Source organism: Fibrobacter sp. UWOV1, from assembly GCF_900142495.1.
In the GTDB taxonomy this organism is placed as follows: Bacteria; Fibrobacterota; Fibrobacteria; order Fibrobacterales; family Fibrobacteraceae; genus Fibrobacter.
In genome coordinates, this window is sequence record NZ_FRBA01000003.1 from 269,268 (window position 1) to 291,870 (window position 22,603).

The 22,603-nt window shown below is 51.5% G+C and carries 15 protein-coding genes and 1 tRNA gene; 13 read left to right on the forward strand and 3 right to left on the reverse strand.

Going from position 1 to position 22,603, the window contains the following annotated elements; all coding sequences use genetic code 11:
- Positions 1-142: 142 nt before the first annotated feature.
- The 7 genes from BUC02_RS06850 (at position 143) to BUC02_RS06880 (ending at position 10,905) form a co-directional block, all read left to right on the forward strand.
- Positions 143-5,890 carry a glycoside hydrolase family 9 protein gene (locus BUC02_RS06850; RefSeq protein ID WP_073320501.1) on the forward strand — a complete coding sequence of 1,916 codons (5,748 nt, stop codon included), beginning with the start codon at positions 143-145 and terminating at the stop codon, positions 5,888-5,890.
- A 184-nt stretch (positions 5,891-6,074) separates the two neighbouring features.
- Positions 6,075-6,767, forward strand: a complete 693-nt coding sequence (locus BUC02_RS06855) for a MotA/TolQ/ExbB proton channel family protein (RefSeq protein WP_139261053.1) — start codon at positions 6,075-6,077, stop codon at positions 6,765-6,767.
- 8 nt (positions 6,768-6,775) lie between these two features.
- Positions 6,776-7,183: an ExbD/TolR family protein gene (locus BUC02_RS06860; RefSeq protein WP_073320505.1), complete on the forward strand. Its 408-nt coding sequence runs from the start codon at positions 6,776-6,778 to the stop codon at positions 7,181-7,183.
- The gene (locus tag BUC02_RS06865) at positions 7,184-7,939 is read left to right on the forward strand and encodes an energy transducer TonB (protein ID WP_249268846.1); all 756 of its coding nucleotides are present in this window, start codon (positions 7,184-7,186) and stop codon (positions 7,937-7,939) included. It begins immediately after the preceding gene.
- A gap of 69 nt (positions 7,940-8,008) precedes the next feature.
- Positions 8,009-9,298, forward strand: a complete 1,290-nt coding sequence (locus BUC02_RS06870; protein WP_254794136.1) for a translocation protein TolB — start codon at positions 8,009-8,011, stop codon at positions 9,296-9,298.
- Positions 9,295-9,882, forward strand: a complete 588-nt coding sequence (locus BUC02_RS06875; RefSeq protein ID WP_073055707.1) for an OmpA family protein — start codon at positions 9,295-9,297, stop codon at positions 9,880-9,882. Before BUC02_RS06870 ends, BUC02_RS06875 begins: the two co-directional genes overlap by 4 nt.
- A gap of 78 nt (positions 9,883-9,960) precedes the next feature.
- The gene (locus BUC02_RS06880) at positions 9,961-10,905 is read left to right on the forward strand and encodes a tetratricopeptide repeat protein (protein WP_073055705.1); all 945 of its coding nucleotides are present in this window, start codon (positions 9,961-9,963) and stop codon (positions 10,903-10,905) included.
- 115 nt (positions 10,906-11,020) lie between these two features.
- Here BUC02_RS06880 and murA read toward each other — a convergent pair whose 3' ends face one another.
- Both murA and BUC02_RS06890 read right to left on the reverse strand, forming a co-directional pair.
- Positions 11,021-12,298 (reverse strand): UDP-N-acetylglucosamine 1-carboxyvinyltransferase, encoded by a 1,278-nt coding sequence (gene murA, locus BUC02_RS06885; protein WP_073320510.1) that lies wholly within the window; start codon positions 12,296-12,298, stop codon positions 11,021-11,023.
- Positions 12,299-12,441: 143 nt separating this feature from the next.
- On the reverse strand, positions 12,442-13,185 hold the full coding sequence (locus BUC02_RS06890; protein WP_073320513.1) for an RDD family protein: 744 nt from the start codon (positions 13,183-13,185) through the stop codon (positions 12,442-12,444).
- A 126-nt stretch (positions 13,186-13,311) separates the two neighbouring features.
- Between BUC02_RS06890 and rapA the strand changes: the two genes are divergently transcribed.
- From rapA to BUC02_RS06915, 5 genes are all read left to right on the forward strand, one after another.
- Positions 13,312-16,296 (forward strand): RNA polymerase-associated protein RapA, encoded by a 2,985-nt coding sequence (gene rapA / locus BUC02_RS06895; RefSeq protein WP_073320516.1) that lies wholly within the window; start codon positions 13,312-13,314, stop codon positions 16,294-16,296.
- 51 nt (positions 16,297-16,347) lie between these two features.
- Positions 16,348-17,487, forward strand: a complete 1,140-nt coding sequence (gene proB, locus BUC02_RS06900; RefSeq protein WP_073320518.1) for a glutamate 5-kinase — start codon at positions 16,348-16,350, stop codon at positions 17,485-17,487.
- A 77-nt stretch (positions 17,488-17,564) separates the two neighbouring features.
- On the forward strand, positions 17,565-18,272 hold the full coding sequence (gene scpB, locus BUC02_RS06905; RefSeq protein ID WP_073055697.1) for an SMC-Scp complex subunit ScpB: 708 nt from the start codon (positions 17,565-17,567) through the stop codon (positions 18,270-18,272).
- Entirely contained in the window at positions 18,272-20,884 is a 2,613-nt protein-coding gene (gene mutS, locus BUC02_RS06910; RefSeq protein ID WP_073320520.1) for a DNA mismatch repair protein MutS, read from the forward strand. Before scpB ends, mutS begins: the two co-directional genes overlap by 1 nt.
- Before the next feature lie 83 nt (positions 20,885-20,967).
- Positions 20,968-21,471 (forward strand): HD domain-containing protein, encoded by a 504-nt coding sequence (locus BUC02_RS06915; protein WP_073320523.1) that lies wholly within the window; start codon positions 20,968-20,970, stop codon positions 21,469-21,471.
- Between the two features lie 9 nt (positions 21,472-21,480).
- Here BUC02_RS06915 and metF read toward each other — a convergent pair whose 3' ends face one another.
- Positions 21,481-22,371 carry a methylenetetrahydrofolate reductase [NAD(P)H] gene (gene metF, locus BUC02_RS06920; protein WP_073320525.1) on the reverse strand — a complete coding sequence of 297 codons (891 nt, stop codon included), beginning with the start codon at positions 22,369-22,371 and terminating at the stop codon, positions 21,481-21,483.
- A 153-nt stretch (positions 22,372-22,524) separates the two neighbouring features.
- Here metF and BUC02_RS06925 point away from each other — a divergent pair.
- Positions 22,525-22,598 (forward strand) — tRNA-Arg (locus BUC02_RS06925).
- Positions 22,599-22,603 lie beyond the last annotated feature (5 nt).

The window sequence follows — 22,603 nt, forward strand, 5'->3', positions numbered from 1 at the left end:
AACTTTTGGTGACTGATTGCTGTAGAACCGTAAGCGACCTTGATTATTTGCTTTAGCTCACATTCCTTACGTAATTGTTTTTTTTTCTTTACTTTCTAGCCGTTTTAAGCTATATTTATCTCGATAGCACAACGAGGACTCTATGCTCAAAAAACTGATTGCAGCCTTTTTATTTGTATGCCCCCTGGTTTTTGCCAACTGGGAAGGCGATTTGCTTAAGCCTACGTCTTGCGATATAGACGGCAAGACTTTTTACGAGCTTTCTTCTCCGGAGCATTTAGCCTGGTTTGCGATGCAGGTGAACAAGGGCAACGTGGACTACAACGCAATCCTCAAGGACGATATTGTCATTTGGGAAACTCCTGTTTCTGCTTTGACTACGGAGTGGATTCCCATAGGAACAGCGGATTCCAAATATGCTGGTGTTTTTGACGGCGATGGTCACAAGATTTCTGGCATATACATTGCTGAAAGCCAACTCTATGCAGGGCTTTTCGGTGCGGTGGCAAAGGGGAGTGTCATCAAAAATTTGACCCTGGAAAATGTTTCCATCACAAGCTCCACCATGGGCAGCAGTACCTCCTTTTCTGGTGGAATTGTGGCCCGCTTTGCAGGTGATTCTCTTTTGAATTGTGAATTCAACGGCTTTGTAAGAGATACTAATTATGCGGCGGGTATCGCTGGTGCTATTCTTGGTACATCTTATATTGGCAATGTGCGTAACAATGGCACCATTGAGGGAGCTTACTCTGCTGGCGGTCTTATAGGAATTGCCGCACAGGGTTCATCAACGACAATTAAGAACTCTGTAAACGACGGTAGCGTGAGTGGACGCGACAATGGTGGCTTTATTGGAATGGTTTATGGTAAGGTATCCATTGATAGTTGCGCGAACAATGGCGATGTGTTGACTGATTCCGCAGGGTCGTCTGGAGGATTTATTTATGGTATAGCGAAGAATAGTTCCTTGACCTCCATAAAGAATTCTGTAAATAGGGGACATGTGGTTTCGGGGTATGAGTCCAAAGAAGGACTTGTTGTGGGCGGCTTTGTTGCCGTGAACGAGGGTGTTCTGGAAATAGACAATTGCGTAAACGAAGGCAAAGTGTCTAAAAATAAAAAAAATTCGGGGGTTGGCGGAGGCTTTGTTGGCTGGGGCAGAAATAATGTTTCTATAACGAGGAGTGTGAATAAGGGGAATGTCTATGCAGGACGTAGTGCGGGCTTTATTGGAAAGACGGATTCTGTGGGAGTTTATCTTATTAAGGATTGCGTAAACGAAGGGCAAATTGGTTCCAGCATTCTTTCGTCTAGTCAGACCAATAGTGGGTTTGTAACAAATGCCACAGGAAAATTCACTATTGACGGTGTTGTCAACAAGGTAGATATTGTTGGTGGCTTAGTCGCAGGAATCGTTGGTGTGTTTAGGGGAGGACGCTATTCCTATAGCAATAGTTATACCTCTGTTTTGAACCTGAAGAATGCGGTAAACGAAGGCAATCTTACGGGTATGACAAATGTGGGCGGTATTGTTGGCAAAATATTTAACATAAGCGAGTCCGGTCATGGTAACTATGTCCATCAATTGACGAATGTGGTGAATCGCGGGCATTTGTCACTTGTGACAAAGGGGGGATGCGACATCGGTGGAATCCTGTCGTATAATTCCGATTCGTCTACGGTTATGACCAATGTGAAAAATTATGGCGACATTTTTATCTATACGTCGCCAGCGGGCGCTTATTGTAGCGGGAATGGCTATTATGGCGGTATTGTTGGTTATGGGTATTATACGAAAATTCTTGATTCGGAAAACCATGGCAATATCGACTATATTGACGAGTCCGGCATGGCGACTAAGACGGGTTATTTTGGCGGCTTAGTTGGCTATAGGACTTGGAGCGTGAATCGAAGCAATAATTACGGAAATATTTACGTCCAGCCTTCGGCAGATACCTCCGGAAAACATTATTTTGCTAGTGGCATTGTTGGCTATTTTCCGGATACCGTTGATTACTGCATCAACGAGGGACGTATAGAAATTGTTGGAAAAGAGTCGTACAGTGCCCTTGCGGCGGGAATATCTCAATACACGTTGGTGGCGGGCGCTAACATCAATAGGGGCAATGTGATTGTTCGTTGGGCCAGTAACGATTCTAATGTTGCTGCCTTGTATCGTGATTCAAGAAAAAATGCATATTTTGCGGGAGCGTACAGCACTGCGGATTCCATCATGGCTAGTGGCAAGAATGTGGCGGGAGCGTCGGTCAATACATGCTCGTACATGGATAGAAGTCGCCTTGGAATTGATTCCATGGGCACAAACACCAAAACCACATCGGAAATGCAAAACTTGGATTTTGCATGGCTTTTGAATACCTGTAACGGAAAAACTTTGAATCAGAAATTTTGGAGCTGGAATGGTTCCGGCTACCCGGTCTTTGCAGATGACAAGAATCGTCCCATATATAAGGTGTCTTTTCTGGATTCCTCGAAAACTATTCGCGTAAAGACTTATTATATCGGTACATCCTACACGGATTATACAGGCCATTTGGCAAGTCCCATAAGTGAACCGGATCCGACCGTTGTTGATGACGAATTGAAATTTGATTATTGGGTATCTAAAGGGAAAGCCTTTAAGACGGATGACGTCATGACGGGCGATGATTCGCTTTACGCTGTGTTCTCGGAGATATCCTCAGAACCTGGGCTAGTCCAATTCGTTGTAGAAGGCGATACGGTTTTAAGGTATGTTCTTTCGGGCAAGAGTACCTCGATCACAATGCCCTCGGACGATACTCCGGGACGCAAGCTTTTAGGTTGGTATGATGGTGAAACCGCTGTGGGAACGATAGGGAAAAGTCGCTCGTTTTCGACTCCGGTGGTTCTTGTTGCAAAATTTGAGTACAGTCGCTATGCCATCGATTTTATGAACGGATTGGATGTTTTGCAGAACGATTCCGTTTCCTATGGTGAACTTCCCGTATATAAGGGAGAAACTCCCGTAAGCAAGGATTACGAGTTTGCTGGCTGGAATCCGGTTGTTGCCCCTGCAACACGAGATGTTCGCTATATGGCTTACTTTACAGATCCGAACGCAGAACCTTATAGCTTCGCCTATTACGTAAGTTCCAGTTCTGTTTCAGCTGTTTCCAGTTCTAGTGCAAAGAGTAGCTCCTCTAGCTTTAATTATGCGGAAGTAATTCATGACCCTGACTGGGTGGGTGATGCGTTGGAAGGTTGTGGAAACTTTTCTGATGGCGAACATACATATAATTATTTAAGCAGCTGCTGGACCGTTAATGCGGGAACGGCGGGTGCAGTGGAGTTTGAAATAGATGACGACGGCTACGAGGTGCTCAAGTTCTGGTCTTCTTATGAAAGCAACAAAGCCTATGCACTGCAAGCTCGCCATACGATAACCTTGACGAAGGGACATTCCTATAAGATTGTCGGGAACGGGTATCTTTTTGACGATGCTACATGGGATTCTGTTTATGTGGGCGTTATGCAGTCAACGTCTCCGAATACGGTATACTTTGAACATCTGTTTTCGTTGAATGGAAATTTTGAATCGGATACTTATGATTATTGCGGATCCACCACTTCGGCCACATTCTATATCAATGGTGGTGCACGTTATGGCGGATTTGCCATTCGAAATGTCAAGGTTGAAGAACGTGAAATTCAGTGCCCGGGAGAGGTTTATGCGAACCAGGTTGCTTATAGGAAAAATGGCTTCAAGGAATTCCTCCTGCGATTTGGAAACGATAATGTGGTTCAGTTTTTAGATCAGGATGGCAAGGTTGCTTATTCCGCTATTCCTGGTGAATCTTCCTTCTTTGCGGCGGGTGGTGTTCGAGTGCGTCCCGTAGAATTTACTGGTTTAGACAAGGTTGGTTCTTATATTGTGCGGCAGGGCGCAGATACCATCTATAAGGATCTTGTTGTGACTGATGCCCCTTATGAGGATATATTAAAGGCGTCTCTCAAATTCTTCTACTATCAACGAGCGTCCATGGATTTGGATTCGGTGTATGCGGGAGTCTACAAGCGTAGTGCGGGCCACTTGGATACGGCTGTCCGTGCGCATACTTCTACAGGGGATGATCGCGTGTTTAACAGTGGCAAGGGATGGTACGATGCCGGCGATTATGGAAAGTATATCGTCAATTCGGGTATAACCACTTACACGTTGCTCGCTTTGTACGAACATTATCCCAACTACTTCAAGTCTCTCAAGTGGAATATTCCGGAAGAAGGAAATCTGCCCGATTTGCTTGCTGAAATAAAGTACAATTTGGATTGGATGCTTACGATGCAGGCTCCTGATGGAGGCGTTTATCATAAGGTTTCGGGACTTGCGTTCCCCAAGACGGTGATGCCGGTTGATGATACGGGTAAGCGGTATGCAATAGGTAAGAGTGTAACTGCTACTTATGATTTTGCAGCGGTCATGGCGAAGGCTTATCGCGTTTACAAAAAGTTTGATGCCGTGTTTGCAGAAAAATGTCTGTCTGCCGCGGAAAGGGCGTATGCTTGGGCCGGATTCAACCCGGAAGCGCTTTATTATGCGAATCCCGTAGGAGTGGAAACGGGTGCTTACGAAGATGCGGACGCTTCTGACGAATATCAATTTGCTTCGACGGAACTTTATGTTGTGACAGGAAATCCTGATTACAAAACGGTTGGAGTTTCGGGAGATGTTCCTTCATGGCAGAATGTCTATGGTCTCGCCAATTACGACAAGTCCGTTTATAAGGACAAGTATGGTGCAAGTGCTTACGAAAAATTGATTGCTACAGCGGACAAACTTGTTGAAAATGCAAGTAAGGGCTTTATGGTTCCTATGACTTCGGATGATTATGTGTGGGGCTCGAACGCCGTCGCTGCCAATCAGGGCGTGTGGCTGCTTCATGCATACTATATGACAGAAGATGAAAGGTATTATAATGCTGCTGTTAATGTGGTGGACTATCTATTGGGCGAAAACCCGCTTGGTATGAGCTTTGTCACCGGATTCGGTTCTAATTCTCCACAAAATCCGCACCACAGAATTTCCCAGGCTGACAGAATCAAGGCTCCTGTGCCCGGTATGCTGGTGGGTGGTCCGCAGAATAAGGACAATAGCGATGTTGGCTCTAGCTGTAGTTATTCCAGGACTTATCCGGCGACGGCTTATTATGACAATAGCTGTAGCTATGCGACTAATGAAGTGGCTATCAACTGGAATGCTCCTCTTGCTTACCTTGTGGGTGCTTTGGAAGCGCTTGCAACAGGTGAAACTCCAACATTTGCTGAAATCCCTGTTTACACGGGAAGTTCTTCAAGCAGCTCGGTTGTGTCGTCTTCGAGCCAAGCGAAGTCTTCGTCGTCGGTAGCTCCGTCCAGCAGCTCTCAGGCGAAATCGAGCAGTTCTGTCGCACCTTCTAGTTCTTCAGTGAAGTCCAGCTCGTCTGTGGCTCCGTCCAGCAGCTCTGAGGCGAAATCTAGCAGTTCCGTTGCTTCTTCTAGTTCTTCGGTGAAGTCCAGCTCGTCCGTGGCACCGTCCAGCAGTTCTGAGACGAAATCGAGCAGTTCTTCTGCGAAGTCGGAATCTTCTTCAAGCGAGGCCAAGCCGTCCTCGTCATCGGAGGCCGAAAGCAGTTCTTCTGAGCATACGACTGTCGCTTGGAACGACGTTCAGCCTACGTTCAACCTTGCGGTAAACGGCATGACGCTCACGCTTTCTAACACGCAGGGTGGCGTTGTTCGCATATTCGATAGCCTTGGTCACTTGGTTGCAGCCAAGCCACTTGCCGGAACAATGACAAGCATCACCCTGCAAACTCCGGGCAACTACATTGTTCGCGTGAACGGAATGAGCCAGAGCGTGACGCTCAAGTAAGCCCCATTGCCCCTTAACATTTGTTTTGGGGCTTTTCTGCAAAAGCCCCAATTTTGTAAACTTTTGTTTCTTACGATATTGTTGCAAATTTTACCTAGGACCCCGGAATTTTTTCCGTGGTCTTTTGCTATATTGTTGTCAAACAACAAGATACGAGTCTTTTTCCGGCTAACGGGAGGTGATTTTGAACAATTCGGTACCTTTACTCCAAATGCTTGCACAGTCCGATATCGCGACCATCGTGATTTTGGGCATCTTGGCGGTCATGTCGCTCGGTTCGTGGGGCATTATCATTGTAAAGTACATCGTGAATCGCAAGAACCAGCGCGCAAACGTCGTGTTCTTCCGCGAATTCATTAACGTGCGCCAGTTCGTGGAATTGCAGGGCCTCTGCGAAACCGCCGATGACAGTGCGCTGAAGAGCCTCACGTCTGAAGTGCTGAAGGAAGCTTCCAAGTTCAGTAACTTTGTGAGCTATGACTCGATCCAGCATCGCGCCTCGCTCCTGGAAGATACTATCCAGCGTTCGATCGAAGGCCTGCGTCTTACCGAAGACCGCTACTTAGGCTTCTTGGCCACGTGCTCCAACCTCGCCCCGTTCTTCGGACTTTTGGGTACGGTGTGGGGAATCATGGTCGCCTTCTTCCAGATTGGTCAGCATGGTTCGGCAGACCTTACCGTGGTCGCTCCGGGTATCGCCATGGCCTTGATTACCACGGTTGCAGGCCTTGTTGTTGCAATTCCTGCCTCTGCCGGTTATAACTACTTTACTGCCCGCAACGGTCAGAACGAAATTTCGTACTTCAACTTTGGCTCCCAGGTGCTTAGTCTCTTTAAGCGCGGTGACTTGCTCGCCCTTGAAGAAGTGGCCGGCTAGGAGGCTTTGTGAAGCGCAGTCGCGGTAAAGAACTTAAGCAGGAGATGAACCTCACGAACATGATCGATGTCGTGTTCGCGATTCTGATTGTGTTCATCATTTCTGCACCACTCATGAGCCAGGGTGTCAAGGTGGACCTGCCTAAGGCAGAAGCCCCGACCATGGAACAAGAGAAACTCTTGAAGGTTTCAATCACCAAAAACGAGGAACTCTACATTGCCGACATGATGGTCGATTTCGCGAGTTTCAACAACGTGTTCAAGTCGCTTTGGAACGGCGAGATGGCGGTGGTCATCAATGCCGACGAGTCTGTGAACTACGGCCTGGTGATGAAAGTGGTGACCCAGGTGCAAAAGCTCGGGGTGACCAAGCTCGGATTCCTGACGATGAATCCCAAGGAAAAACCGGGGAAGTAGGTGAGCGAAGAAAGAAACATCCAATACTTCTCGTCGCAAGACGATGGAATGACGACGAAGATCATCGTGTGTGCGGTGGTGTTCCACTTGCTCGTTGCAGGTATTTGTGTCGCGTTCCATTTCGTGAACTTTAAGCATGAACCGGAACCGATTCCCGTGTTCGAGATGGTGCAGGTACAGCAGGCTGTACAGCCGCGCCCACAGCCGCCGCGCCCTAAGCCGGTGGAGCCCAAACCGCCTGAACCCAAGCCGTTGGAACCGAAACCCAAGCCGGAACCTAAACCGAAGGTTGACCCGCAGCTGCCGCCTGAACCCAAGGTAGAGGAAAAACCGCCCGAACCGGAGCCGGTGGAAGAACCGCAGCCGGAACCGGAACCTGAACCGGAACCGCAGGATGATTTTGAAGTAGACGACCTGGATCTGCCGACATCGGTGGAGGCCCCGAGCCTGAACCCGGTCGGGTCTGTAGACATGGACCCGCTGATGCAAGTTTATTTGGAACGTTTAAAACAAATTATCATGAGCAATTTCAATCCGCCCTCGAACCTGAACGTGCGTCGCGACGTAAAGACGACGGTGCAGTTTACGGTGGACCGCTTTGGTGGCATTACGGCGATTACCCTCAAGCGCAGTTCCGGTAACAAAACTTGGGACCACTTGTCGGTGCGTGCTGTGCAGATTTCGAAGGTTCCGGAACTTCCGCCCAATTTTAGAGCCCCCTCGCTGGTGCTTCACTTTAATTTCACACCGAATTAAGGTGATTGTGGTCTGGGGTAGCGAAAAATTGTATTATATTGAACAAACGAGTGGATTAGAATGGAAAAAATGAGATTTCTTGTAAGCGTCGCTGCCTTTGCATTGGCCATGCTGCCGGTGACATCGCATGCTACCATCGATACGATTGCCGTAGACGTGGGTATTTCTGTCTTCAAGACGATGCCCATTGGCGTTGTTCCCTTTGCAGAAAAGAAGTCCATTGACTGGATCGAAGAAAAACCACACTTGATTGTGACTCGCGATGCAAACCTTTCTGGCCGCTTCGACGTTGTTTCTTCGGACAAGTTTGACTTGCCGAAATTCAGTAAGGCCCATGCCAAGCATTACATTACGGGTAAGGTAACGCCTGTCGGCAAGATGCTGAAGGTGGAATGCTTCTTGTATGCTTCGCAGACCAAGGATGTTCTGCTTGGTGAATCTTATACGGTAGAACAGAAGGATATGCGCCGTGCCTTGCACCAGTTCTTTGACCAGGTGATTTACCGCCTGTGGGGCGAACGCGGCGTGGCCTCGACCAAGCTTGCTTATGTGTCCAAGATGGACGGCGTCAAGCAGGTGGTGGTGTCCGACTATGACGGATTCCATCGCAGCCAGATTACCCGCGACACGACGATTAGCATGATGCCTGTTTGGATGAAGGGCAATGCCGGTCTTTATTATGTGAATTTCAAGACGCACCGTCCGAAGCTTTATTCCAAGACTTTTGGAGGTGTGGAAAGGTCGGTGTTCCCGCAGTTGGAACAGACTTATAGCCCGGCTGTGAACCCGAAGACTGGCGAGCTCTTGTTCTCGAGCACAGTGGACGGCAAGACGGATTTGTATATCGGTAACCCCGAAACGGGCAAGGCCAAGAAATTCGCTTACCTCAAGTCGAACCAGACGAGTCCGGCCTGGAGCCCGTATGCCTCGGAAGTGCTCTTTACGAGTGACCGTGGCGGTGGTCCGCAGATTTTTGCGATGAGCAAGGATGGTTCCGATTTGCGCCGTGTGACCTTTATGGGTCGCTATAACGAACGCGCCGCCTGGTCGCCCGAAGGGGACCGCATTGCCTACACCTCGATGGATGCCGGACACATGAACATTTATACCTGTGCTCTCGACGGTTCTGACATTGTGCAGCTCACGAACAACGCCGGTAACAACGAACACCCGACTTGGTCGCCCGATGGCAAACTGATTGCCTTTGCGAGCAACCGTAGCGGTTCGTACCAGATTTACATTATGAGAAAGGACGGTTCCAACGTTACGCGAATCACCAATTCCGGTGAAAATACTTCGCCCACTTGGTCGTTCTTCTATGACGATTTTAAACAACCAAAAAAGGAAGGTAAAAAATGAAGAACTTCGTTAAACTCGCTGTAGTGGCATCTGCCGCAGCCCTCTGCCTCGTTGCTTGCGCCAAGAAGCAGCAGCCCCAGACTGAACCGGATGCAGAACCGGCTCCGGCCGCGGTTGCTCCGGCTGCAGAACCTAATGCAGATTCCCTGGCAGCTGAACAGGCTCGCCTCGAAGCCGAACGCCTGGCTGCTGAACGCGCCCGCTTGGAAGCTGAACGTGCCCGCTTGGAAGCACTCATCAACCAGATCATGAGCGAAGACGTTTACTTTGACTTTGACCGTTCTGAACTCACCGAAAAGGCTAAGGAACTCCTGGCTCAGGTGGGCGAACTCCTGATTAAGGAAGAACGCTTCACGATTACGATCGAAGGCCACACCGATGCTCGCGGTACCGAAGACTACAACTTCACTCTCGGTGCAAAGCGTGCCATGAAAGTGAAGGAATTCCTCGTTGCTTACGGCATTGACGCCAAGCGCATGGAATCGGTCAGCTACGGTAAGGAAGCTCCGAAGGTTGAAGGTGCAACCGAAGAAGCCTACTCCCAGAACCGTCGCGCCAACTTCCGCGTGAACATCAAGGAATAAGATTCTTTAAATTTCGTCCTCGTCTTGCCTGTTACTGCAGGCGAGGAATTTTGCGGGTAATTAAAAAGAACTTGTTATATGAAAAACAAAAAATTGAACATCGTATTTCCCTTGCTTATGGTCGCAGCCCTGACGGGTTGTAGCCAGATGACGGTACTCCGTACGCAGGAAATGAAGGCTGTCGGCGCTGAAGTTCAGGCCAACCTTGATTCTGTCGCTGTACGGCTTCAGGCTCAAAACGATTCTCTGCGTGCAGAACTTGATGCGGCTGAGCTTGCTCAAAAACGCATGCAGGCCGAAATCACTATGCTTTCTCGCCGCGTTGCAGACGAGTCCGAACGTAACGATTCCAGGCAAGAAGAAATCATCTACCGCTTGGATATGTTGCTCGGCAAGTCCGACAAGATCTTGGCGAAGAAGGTGGTCGTGAGCGGTGCGCCTGCAGCGCCCGTGTCCATGGATAGCCTGGAACGCGAAGCCGAAAAGCTCGTGGAAGCCGAAGCGATGTTCAATACGGCCCGCTCCGATTACCATCGCGGTGAATTCAAGCTGGCCTACAGCGGTTTCAAGCAGGTTTATGAACAAATGAAAGAAGGTGAACTCGCCGAGAATTCGCTTTACTGGATGGCTCTCTGCCTGATTGATGTTGCCCAGGTTGACAAGGCGAAAAAGGTCTTTGCACGCATGTCGGAAGCCTTCCCCGACGGCCAGAAGACCTGCCCCGCATTGTTCAAGCTTTCGGGCCTTTATGGCGAAGAATGCGACATCAACATGCAGAAGCAGTACCTGCAGAAGATTCTTTCTACCAAGTCTTGCGAAAAGTCTGCCGAATTTGAACAGGCTGCCGAAATGTTGCAGGAAATCTTGGAAAAAGAAGACAAGAAATCTGCCGGTGAACCTGTGGAACGTTGCGTGCCTGTGGTTCGCGAACCGGTCAAGCCGACCTCCCGCAAGTCGACGACCGATAATGCTTCTGAACCGACTGCAAGCGCAACGACCGAATCTACGGAAGCCGCTCTGTAATAGTTCAAAAATCTTTCAAAATGAAAACTCCGACGATTGCCTCGCCGGAGTTTTTCTTTTAACAGCCTACAGTCTACTGTCTACTTCCTACTTCCTACTTCCTACTGTCTACTGTCTACGGTTCGTCCGCGTCAATGATGACGCGCTTGACTTCGGCACCGAGCTTAGCCATTTTAGCTTCGAAGTCTTCGTAACCGCGGTCCAGGTGGTAAATGCGGCTAATCTTGGTTTCGCCTTCGGCGATTAACGCGGCGAGGACGAGCGCGGCGGAAGCGCGCAGGTCGGAGCCCATGACGTCGGCACCTTCGAGCGGGAGCCCGCCCTTGATTGTGGCGGTGTTACCGCTGAGTGTAATGTTTGCACCCAGGCGTTCCATTTCGGCCACATGCTTAAAGCGGTCATTGTAGACGGTATCTTGAATCACGCTGTTGCCCGGAACCGAGAGGAGCGTTGCCATGAGGGGTGCCTGCATATCGGTGGGGTAGCCCGGGAACGGGAGCGTCTGAATCGTAATCGGCTTGAGTTCTACATTGCGGGCGTCGACTTCGGCCCAGTCGGGGCCGACGGACACCTTGCAGTTCATGTCGCGGAAGGCATCGAGCGTCGAGGCGATATGTTCGGGAATAATCTTGGTGACCTTGACGCGGCCACGGGTGATGGCTGCGCCGCAGAGGAAGGTGCCTGCTTCGATACGGTCGGGAATGGTGACGCCATTACCCGGGCGTAGAGCTTCTACGCCCTGCACCGTAAGGGTGCGCGTGCCGCGACCTTGAATCTTGGCGCCCATGCCGATGAGGTAATCGACGAGGTTATCGATTTCAGGTTCCAGGGCTGCATTCTGCAGGACGCTGGTGCCCTTGGCAAGCGTTGCGGCCATCAGCACGTTCACCGTGGCGCCCACGCTCGAAATCGGGAAATGGAATGTACCGCCCGGTAGGCGCCCATCGCAGGTGGCTTCCACATAGCCATGCGTTACCGTAATCTTTGCACCGAGCGCCTCGAGCCCTTTCAAGTGAAGGTCAACCGGGCGCGGGCCCCAGGCGCAACCGCCCGGGAGAGACACGCGGCAGCGGCCAAAGCGTGCTACCAGTGGGCCAAGCACGTAAAAGCTTGCACGCATGGTCTTCACGAGTTCGTAAGGGGCTTCCAGATGGTCGGCGCCACGGGTGTCGATTCTTAAAGTGTGGGCTTCGCCACCGATGTGGCAACCGATCACGCGCAGCACGTCGGACATGGTCTTCATGTCTTTGAGGTGCGGGACGTTCGTGATTTCGGAGACGCCGTCGGCTAAGAGGGCTGCGGCCATGACGGCCAAAACGGCGTTCTTGGCGCCGGAAATTTCAACTTCGCCGTCGAGCGGCTTTTTAACCTGAGGTACAATAAACTGGTACATAATAAATTCAGAATTATGAATTCGGATCTCGTAATTGTTTTCCGAGGAAAATATAGTAATTCTGAAATTTGCAATCTCAAGGAACGATATATAATGTGTGATGTGTAATGTGAAATGTCTAATCCCACATTTCACATCTCACATTACTTCTTGAGCTTGTCATGTACAACCCTGGTGCGGGCGATGTAATCGTGGAGGGCGCGCCGCTTGGGGTCAATAAAGACAATCAGGTAGCCAAGGCCGTAGAACATGAGCGTGCATTGCGTAATCAGGCTTGCGATAAAGCGGAGTGCGGCACTCACCCAGCTCATTGGTTCACCGTGGGCGACTTCGACATGAATCTTCACGAGCATTTTGCCGGGGGTGGCCGACTTGATGGCTGTAAACGCAATAAAGTAAATGGCCTGTGCCACACCCCAGATAATCAGGAACAGGTGCGTGCCGGGAACGTCAATCACCTTGTTCAAAGCCTCTTCGGAGGTGGGCGTGTTAATGTAGGCGTTCATGGCGTCGGCGAGGGCGTTCAGGTCAATCGCCTGAACGGCGCTCATGATCATCAGAATCAAGACACCTGTTGCAGACAAAATAACGTTGTCGATAAAGTAGGCGATAGCGCGGACAAAGAATCCGGCGTAATGCTTGCCTTTATTGTGCTCGGCAATAATGGCTTCCAGGGCCTGCTTGATCTGTTCTTCTTCGGAGAGCGGAACTTCCTTGGATTCTTCGGTGTCTTTCCAGGCGACCCAGGCTTCCATGCCCGAATGCCACACTAAAGTTTCGTCTTTTATTGTGCCGTCTTTTACAAAGTCCCTGATTTCGTCGATATTAAAGGGACCCTTGCGTCGTTCACCGTCTGTTACGGTTTCATCTATAAAATACCATATCATACGAGGTAAATATAGAACTTAGAACTTAGAACATAGAACTTAGAACATAAAATTTGTGGCTTGGAACTTGAATTTTCTCTAAGCTCTGCCAACTAAGTTCTGCCAACTTTTTTAAATTTAGGAGGTATGATGAATTTCAAGATTGGCCAACGCTATGTAAGTCAATCGGAACCTACTCTCGGGCTTGGTATAGTCACCGAGGTGCAAGACCGTATTGTTAAGATTTCTTTCCCCGCTGTAAGTGATGTCCGTTGCTACCGTTCCATGGGTGCCCCTGTGGACCGCTTTGAACTTTCGGTGGGTGATACCGCCAAGAGCGAAAAGGGTATGTCTTTTACCGTGGAATCGGTGAAAGAGGTGGACGGCTTGTTAGTGTATACGGGTCGTGCCGGCAGACAGATGAAGGAATCTGAACTGAGCGGCAAGATTTCGATTGCGCGTCCTGCGGACTTGTTCAAGGCCCTCATGGAAAACCGCGTGTCGAACAGCGTGCAGTTCGGTCGCCGTGAATCGGCCATGGAACTTTCTTGCAAGTGGATTTCGTCGCCGGTGCGTGGCATGATTGGTCCGCGTACCTCGATGATTCCGCACCAGTATTACCTGTGCAGCCGCGCTTGCGATAGTTCTACGCTCCCGCGCTTGATGCTCTCTGACGAAGTGGGCCTCGGCAAGACGATTGAAGCCGGCATGATTTGGCATGCACTCAAGGCCCGCGGCCGCTTGACCCGTACCCTGATTATCGTGCCTGAAACGCTCAAGCACCAGTGGCTTGTTGAAATGAAGCGCCGCTTTAACCACTTGTTCACGCTGGTGGACGAGGGCTACATCAAGGGCCTGTTCGTGAACGACGACGATGACCGCCCGAATCCGTTCACGATTGCAAACGATATTATTTGCTCCATCGATTTCTTGATCAAGCAGCCCGCTCTGATCGAAGACTTGCTCAAGACGACTTGGGACATGGTGATTATTGACGAAGCGCACCACCTGGTTTGCGAAGACGGATTCACGAGCCACGAATACTTGCTCGCTAACGCCGTGATTCAGCGCTCGAAGGGCGTGCTCCTTTTGACGGGTACGCCGCTGCAGTTCCATCCGGAATCACAGTTCAACCGCTTGAAGATGCTCGACCCCGTGCGTTTTGCGGACTACAACAGCTTTATCAAGGACCAGGATGCCTACCGCAAACTGGTGAATGAACTTTCGAAGTTGTCGACGGACCCCGGCCAGACCATGAGCTGGGACGACTTGAACGAATGCGTGCCGAAGAAGTCGATTATCCGCCCGTGGCTTGAACAGGAAAGCGCAAAGAGCATGCCGGCCGACGAATGGATCCGCCGCATTGTAGATGCCGTGGGTACAGGCTCGGTGGTGTTCCGTAATACCCGTAAGGGCGTGGGCGGATTCCCGAAGCGCGTGCTCGACGAAATTCCGCTGGAACCGAACAAGAATTACCGCGACATGGTGAACGTGGCCGCCGAAAACGATTTGGACATGTCCACCGACATTCAGGAAAATGGCCTCTTGTGCACGAGCTATTCCGACGCCTGGGCGCTCGACGAACGCTACGTGTGGCTCAAGGGATTCTTGAAGGAACACGCGGGCGACAAGGTGCTCCTGATTTGCGAATCCATCCAGGTGGTTCAAGCTCTTGAAACGCTCTTGAACGAATACATGGGCGAGGGTGCGTTCTCGATGTTCCATGAGAACATGACGATTATGGCCCGCGACAAGGCTGCCGCAAACTTCAGTAAAGAAAACGGCGCGAACTTGTTGATTGCATCTGAAATCGGTTCCGAAGGCCGCAACTTCCAGTTTGCCCATCACCTGATTCTATTCGACTTGCCGCTCGATGCAGCCTTGGTGGAACAGCGTATTGGCCGCTTGGATCGTATCGGTCAGACCGAAAACATCATTATTCACGTGCCGTATGTGAAGGGCTCCGGTCAGGAAGTCATGTTCCGCTGGTACCACAACGGCTTGAATGCCTTCGGTACTCCGATGATGAGCGGTGGCGAACTCTTCCTCAAGTACACCGACGAACTGATTGCCGCTTTGGCCGAACCGCAGGCATTGCTCCAGAATTTTGTCGATACCGTAATCCCTAAGGTCAAGAAGGATTGCGATACCATGCGCAAGAATATCGAGAAGGGGCGTGACCGTCTGTTGGAATTCAATTCCCGCAATCCGGCGAAGGCTAAAGAAATCACCGATGCCATCTTGAAGATTGACGCCGACAAGGATTTGGAAACGCTCGTGTTCTCGTCGCTGATGGACCGCGGTCTTGAAATCGAAAAGAGTAAGATCAAGGGCTGCTACATCATTAGCATGGGCACGCAGGTGGAATCGGGCTCGATTCCTGGTATGCCGGAAAGCGTTGGCATGGCGGGCGCCGGTGGCGGTGGCCGCGTGACGCAGGCTGTCGGAAACTTCGAAGAAAGTTCGGGCGGTGGCGACGAAGATGCTCGCTTCTGCGATACGTCTAGCTTGACTGTGACCTTTGACCGCAACGTAGCCATGGTGCACGACGAAGTGGACTTCGTGAGCTTGGAACACCCGCTTTCGCAGGGCGTGATTGACTTTGAAACTTCGCTCGACAATGGTGCCGTGGCATGCAACATCTGGCAGAATTCCGGAATGCGTGGCCTTGTGATGCAGTACAACTTTGCGGTGGACTTCTCGGTCTCCGAAGAATGGGGCGTGTCTGACCTTGCGGGCCCGCGCTACATTAGCGTGCTCGTGAACCCGACGGGTGAAGACTTGACCGAAAAGGTGCCGGAACTGAAGAACGCAAACTTCAAGGATGTGCCTGTTCCGCAGGGGAACGCTGCCGTGAACATGACGCTCAAGTACTTTGGCAAAGAAGGCCTCGCCATTGCACGCCGCATTGTGTCTGCCAAGGCAAAAGAAATCGCCGAGGTGGCAGCAGAAGCTGTCGAAGCCCGCGCCGAACAGGAATACCAGCGCATGAACCATTTGCTGAGCATGCGTGGCAAGGCGGGCAACAACGCCCAGCTGCAACAGCTCCGCAAGAACGCGCAGGAATGGAAAAAGATTATTTCAAACCCGCAGATTCGCCTAGACGCGATTAGATTGCTTGTTTGCCGTTAACAATGAACCATAAACAACTGTCTACTTCTAACTTCCTACTGTCTACAACTCATGAGTGAATTAAGAAAGAATATTCTCGATGAATCCCGCCGTATTGTCGTAAAGATCGGGTCCCGTATTTTGGTCGACTCCGAAAAGGGCGGCGTTCGCACCCGTTATATCCAGAAACTTGCAGATTCCGTTGCTCGCCTCATGGAAGCGGGCAAGGAAGTTGTGATTGTCACAAGCGGTGCCGTGGGAACAGGCATGAGCCAGCTCGGTTACAAGGAAAAGCCGACGGTGCTTGCCGAAAAGCAGGCCTGCGCTGCCGTGGGTCAGATTGACCTCATGTACGCCTACCGCGAAATGTTCCGTTGGATGCAACTTTCGGTGGGCCAGATTCTTTTGTCTGCCGAAGACTTCCGCGACCGCAACCGCTACAAGAATTTGCAGAACACCATCAAGGCGATGCTTGCCCGCAAGATTGTTCCGATTATCAATGAAAACGACTCGCTGGCTGTTGCCGAAATCAAGGTGGGCGATAACGACAAACTTTCGAGCGATGTGGCGCTGTTCCTTGATGCCGACTTGCTTTTGATTTTCACGGACGAAGACGGACTCTTCGATGATAATCCGAAGAAGAATCCGAATGCACGCCTTTTGCGCTTTGTGCCTGAAATTACGCCTGCGGTGCTTGCACTCGCGGGTAAGCCCGGCGAGACGGGCTCCGCTGTAAGTACCGGCGGAATGCGTAGCAAGCTCGAAGCGATTCGCAACGTGACCAAGAGTGGTTGCAACGCGTTCCTCGCGAGCGGCATGAAGGTGTTGCCGCATCAGGTGATTTTTGAAAACGCCGAAGGAACCTTGTTTGTTGGCTCCAAGAAAAAGCTCAACAGCCGTCAGCGCTGGCTCAGCTTCATTACGACTCCGCGCGGGGCCGTGGTGGTGGACGAAGGTGGCGTGAAGGCTCTGCGCGAAAAGCATTCCAGCCTGCTCCCCGTGGGTGTGTGCGCGGTGAAAAAGCATTTTGACAAGGGCGACCTGATTGAAGTCTTGAGCGAAACCGGCGAGCCGGTGGCACGCGGTGTCGCGAAGTTCGACAGCGAAACCTTGAAACTTGTGCTTCACAAGAAGACCGCCCAGATTCACGAACTCTTGGGCAAGGATGTCGCCGACGAACTCATCCACAAGAATGACTTGGTTGTGTTCTAGCTTAGAATGTCATCCCGGCCCCCGAGCCGGGATCTATTGGTAGATCTTGAACTGAAAATTTGTATCTTGGTAAGCGTATGGAAGAAAATCAGAATTTGGACGATTTGGCCGAAGAATCGGCGGAACTCCCGAAAGTCGAGAGCCAAGAGGATTTGGCCCGCATTATCCAGGCGCTCGTATTTGCGTCTCCTGACATTGTGACGCTTAAAAAGCTGCGTGAAATTCTGGGTGATTTTCTGGATGCGCGCTTGGTGTCCGATGCTTTGATTGCGGCGAACGATTCGCTGAACAAGATTAATTCCCCGTTCGAAATTGTGGAACAGGCCGGCGGTTACCGCTTTAGGACCCGCGCCAAGTATTACCCGTGGGTGCGCAAGTTGTTCCCCGAAGCAAACGCCCGCAGGCTCAGCCAGGCGGCGCTTGAAACCTTGGCGGTGATTGCTTACCAGCAGCCGATTACCAAGGCGGCGATTGAACAGGTGCGTGGCGTGTCGTCGGTGGACGGCCCGATCCGTAACTTGCTCGACAAGGGCTTTATTGCGCTGGGTAGCCGTGCCGATACGGTGGGTAACCCCTATACCTACGTGACCACGCAGGAATTCATGAAGTATTTTGGCATCAACCGCATCCCGGAAGACTTGCCGCGCCTCCGCGAATTCAGTGAACTTCTGGAAGCGGGCGCCTTGGTGCCGCAGTATGCGAAACCCGAATCGGTGAGTCCCGAAGAACCCAAGCAGCCCGAAGAAAATCCGGACCAGGTTGAATTGTCGATGGGAGATGCCTAATGGCTGTGACCCCGTTAATGCAGCAGTATTACGAGATCAAGAAACAGAATCCCGGCTGCATCTTGTTTTTTAGAATGGGCGACTTCTTCGAACTTTTCGAAGACGATGCCGTGGTTGCCTCCAAAATTTTAGGACTTACGCTCACGAGCCGCAACAACGGCGCCTCGGGAGCAACGCCTTTGTGCGGGTTCCCGCACCATGCCGCGGACCGCTACGTGCCCAAGATGGTGGCGGCGGGTTACCGCATCGCCATTTGCGAACAGGTGGAAGACCCGAAACTCGCAAAGGGAATCGTCAAGCGCGACATTGTGGAAATCATCAGTGCCGGCACCGCGATGGACGAGTCGAACCTGAATGCGAAAGAGGCGAATTACCTTTGCGCCTTCATTCCCGAAAAGGATTCGGTCTCGTTTGCGATTGCCGACGTGACGACTGGCTACTTGGCAGCGTGCAAGAGCTCGGTGCAGGCTTTTGAATGTGAATTCTGCCGCCGCATGCCGAAAGAAGTTGTGGTGCCCGAAGGAACCGTGATTCCTAGCGGAGTGATGGACTTGATTCGCTCCGAAAACATTCTGGTGACAGAACTTCCGGCATTCCTGTTCGGCGAAGATTCCGCGAAGGATGTGCTGTTTACGCACTTTAAGGTCGAGGCTTTGGACGGTCTCGGCCTCGATGGGCGAGTGGTCGAAACCCAGGTGACGGGAGCGCTTCTCCAGTACCTGATGGACCAGAAGAAGTCCGAACTTTCGCACTTTACGACGCTCGAGATTCTGAATCTCGACGACTACATGACGCTTGACCCGAGCACGCTGCGTAATCTGGAACTGGTGCGTCCGCTGAATGCCGACGACATCAGCAGCACGCTCTGCTACGTGCTCGACTTTACGGTGACCGCGATGGGCGGGCGCAACTTGAAGGAATGGGTGAGTCACCCGTTGATTTCGGTGGACCGCATCAGGGAACGCGAAGAAGCCGTCGAAGAACTTGTCAATAATCCGGTCGCTCTTGACGAACTGAAGGAATCGCTGACTTCGATTCTCGATATGGAACGCCTGATGGGCCGCGTCGGTTCTGGCCGCGCGAATGCCCGCGACTTGGCGGGCATGGGCCGTTCGCTTTCGCAGGCATCCAAGGTGGCCGATGTGCTTGAGGGTTTGAATTCGCCGATTTTTGAACCGATGCGAGCGGCCCTCATTGCCGCCCGAGGCCGCGGCGAAGAACTCCTCTCGCAGTTTAACGATGACTTGCCGCTGACGGTTCGCGAGGGCGGCATGATTCGCGCGGGTGCAAATGCGGAGCTCGATGCCATGAACGAAGACATCAAGGAACGCCGCGAATGGATTGCCTCTTTGGAAGTCCGCGAGCGAGAACGCCTCGGAATCCCGAGCCTGAAGGTTGGCTACAACCGCGTTTTCGGTTACTACATCGAAATTACCAAGGCGCAGATGGCGAAGGCCACGAGCCCGATTCCCGACGAATACATTCGCAAGCAGACGACGGTGAACGGCGAACGCTACATTACGCCCGAGATGAAGGAATGCGAATCCATCATCAGTAACGCCGAAGTCAACATTCACGCGCTGGAATACAAGATTTTCTGCGAACTCCGCGAACGCGTGAACAGCTGGCGTGCCGAACTGCAGGAAATCGCAAATGCCATTGCGCATGTCGATACGCTTTACAGCTTTGCCCGCGCCGCCCGCAAGTACAATTACGTTCGCCCCGAAGTCTTCGAAGGCTCGGGTATCGAAATCAAGGGCGGTTTCCATCCGGTGATTGTCGCGGTGAATTCGGACCTGGACTTTATCCCGAACGATGTGAATCTTTCGCCTGAAGCCACGCGCCTCATGCTCATTACAGGCCCGAACATGGCCGGTAAATCGACTTACCTGCGCCAGACAGGGCTCATTGTACTTATGGCGCAAATCGGCTGCTTTGTGCCTGCCGAAAGTGCCCGCATCGGCGTGGTGGACCGCATCTTTACGCGCGTGGGTGCCAGCGACCGCCTGAGCCGCGGCCTTTCGACCTTCATGGTGGAAATGATTGAAACCGCAAACATCTTGCGCAATGCGACTTCGCACAGCCTGGTGCTTCTCGACGAAATCGGTCGCGGAACCAGTACCTTTGACGGCCTCTCGATTGCGTGGGCGATTGTGGAAACGCTGCACGATGAACCGGCCCGAGCCGCCATCACGCTGTTTGCAACGCATTATCACGAACTTACGGGCCTTGTAGAAAGCCTTGAACACGCCGGCAACTTCCAGGTGGGCGTTCAAGAAAAGGGCGACAAACTGATATTCTTGCACAAGATTTTGGAAGGCGCCTGCGACTCCAGCTACGGCATTCACGTGGCGGAAATGGCGGGCCTCCCGAATAACGTGCTTCGCCGCGCCCGCAAGATTCTTTTGCGCCTCGAAAAGCAGAAGATTGACCCGAGCGATGGCGCGACCCACAAGAAGCTCATGGAAAAGCCGCAGGTCGACCTGTTCGCTCCCCCCGACGAATCCACGCAGCTCCTTAAAGAAGAAATCCGCCGCTTAAAGCCCGAAGAAATGACTCCGATGCAGGCGCTCCAGTGCCTGATGGACCTGAAGGAACACTACGGAAAATAATTCGGAATTCAGATTTCAGAATTATGAATTAAATTTTATATAGGTAATTCTGAATTCCGAACTCCGAAATCTGAATTAGATCTATGCTAGATTTTGCTGCCTTACAAGAGTTTGTCTATAGCAATCGGATCGTGGATTCGACGATTCATGGGCTTTCTCATTGGCGGCAGGTGGAATTCAACGGCTTGCTTCTCGCACCCATTACTGGTGCCGACGTGACAGTCGTGCGGCTATTCGCACTCTTTCACGACTGCAAGCGCGAAGATGACGGCTACGATGGCGAACATGGCGAGCGCAGCGCAGCTTTTGCCAAGGAATGTTTCGAAAAGGGACTCCTCGATATTACGCAGGAACAGTTCGACCAACTGTACCATGCCTGCTTCTATCACACTAAGGAACATCAGACTGATAATCCGACCATCAACACCTGCTACGATGCCGACCGCCTAGACCTCGGCCGCGTAGGTATGCATCTGGATCCTAAAAAGATGGCTACCACTCCGGGTGCAAGAATCGCCCACAAGTCTTTGCGGGCGAAAGTTGATGTCTATGAAATGCGCGAATGGTTAAAGACGGTTAATCTTTAACTTGCGAAATTAACCGGCAAAATTCTTTCCGAGAATTGCAGAAACGTTCTTCAGAATGCCTTCCGCCACGTCGGGCTTGTTCATCGAGTACACGTGCACGTTTGTAATCCCGTTCGCGTACAGGTCGATAATCTGGTCGCTTGCGTAGATGATGCCCGCCTGCTTCATGGCCTCCGGGTCGCTTCCGAACTTGTCGACCAGCGACTTGAAACGCTGCGGCATAAAGGAGCCGGAAAGCTTGATGGCGCGTTCCACCTGGTTTGCGTTGGTAATCGGCATAATGCCGGGGAGCACCGGGCAGTTGACGCCTGCATCGCGCAACTTGTAGAGGAAACTGAAGAACAGGTTGTTGTCAAAAACCATCTGCGTGGTCAAAAAGTCTGCGCCGGCATCCACCTTTTCCTTAAGGTGCTTGATATCTTCGGCCTGGTTGGCGCTTTCGGGGTGCTTTTCGGGGTAGCAGGCGGCGCCAATGCAGAAGTCTGCATTGGATGCCTTGAGTTCGCGGATAAGCTCGACGGCGTAGTGGTAGTCGCAGTTGTCGCGGCCCTTCTCAATGAGTTCCGGGGTGAGGTCGCCGCGGAGAGCCATCACATTCTTGATGCCCGCCGCCTTCATGTCTTCGATGCGCTGGTGCACCGTTTCCTTGCTGCTCGAAACGCACGTGAGGTGGGCGAGCATCGGGATGTTGAACTTTTCCTTGAGGTTTTTCGCGATATCGAGGGTAAAGTGGCTCACGCCGCCGCCTGCACCGTAGGTGACGCTCATGAATGCGGGGCCGAGCGCCGCAATGGATTCTGTCGCCGCCTTCACGTTTTCGAAGCTCGTCTCTTTTTTAGGCGGGAACACTTCGAACGAAAGGCTCATCTTATCTTGCTTCAGAATGTCTACAATCTTCATAATCTCTCCGTGGGCGGGTCAAACCGGCGTCCTAGGTTTATGCAAATATGTTGATACGTGCATAAATATAGATAATGTTTCTGAAAGCGGCAACTGGAATTATGAAATAGTCAATGAAAACTTGAAAAATTTTTTCTATATTTGCGCCACAACGCTCGCGTAGCTCAGTTGGATAGAGCAGCTGCCTTCTAAGCAGCGGGTCGTGGGTTCGACTCCCGCCGTGAGTATGAAA

Excerpts from the sequence above, each read along its gene's own strand:
- BUC02_RS06850 (WP_073320501.1), top strand. The coding sequence starts at position 143 with ATGCTCAAAAAACTGATTGCAGCCTTTTTATTTGTATGCCCCCTGGTT.
- BUC02_RS06870 (WP_254794136.1), top strand. The coding sequence starts at position 8,009 with ATGAGATTTCTTGTAAGCGTCGCTGCCTTTGCATTGGCCATGCTGCCG.
- BUC02_RS06875 (WP_073055707.1), top strand. The coding sequence starts at position 9,295 with ATGAAGAACTTCGTTAAACTCGCTGTAGTGGCATCTGCCGCAGCCCTC.
- BUC02_RS06880 (WP_073055705.1), top strand. The coding sequence starts at position 9,961 with ATGAAAAACAAAAAATTGAACATCGTATTTCCCTTGCTTATGGTCGCA.
- murA (WP_073320510.1), bottom strand. The coding sequence starts at position 12,298 with ATGTACCAGTTTATTGTACCTCAGGTTAAAAAGCCGCTCGACGGCGAA.
- BUC02_RS06890 (WP_073320513.1), bottom strand. The coding sequence starts at position 13,185 with ATGATATGGTATTTTATAGATGAAACCGTAACAGACGGTGAACGACGC.
- rapA (WP_073320516.1), top strand. The coding sequence starts at position 13,312 with ATGATGAATTTCAAGATTGGCCAACGCTATGTAAGTCAATCGGAACCT.
- proB (WP_073320518.1), top strand. The coding sequence starts at position 16,348 with ATGAGTGAATTAAGAAAGAATATTCTCGATGAATCCCGCCGTATTGTC.
- scpB (WP_073055697.1), top strand. The coding sequence starts at position 17,565 with ATGGAAGAAAATCAGAATTTGGACGATTTGGCCGAAGAATCGGCGGAA.
- mutS (WP_073320520.1), top strand. The coding sequence starts at position 18,272 with ATGGCTGTGACCCCGTTAATGCAGCAGTATTACGAGATCAAGAAACAG.
- BUC02_RS06915 (WP_073320523.1), top strand. The coding sequence starts at position 20,968 with ATGCTAGATTTTGCTGCCTTACAAGAGTTTGTCTATAGCAATCGGATC.
- metF (WP_073320525.1), bottom strand. The coding sequence starts at position 22,371 with ATGAAGATTGTAGACATTCTGAAGCAAGATAAGATGAGCCTTTCGTTC.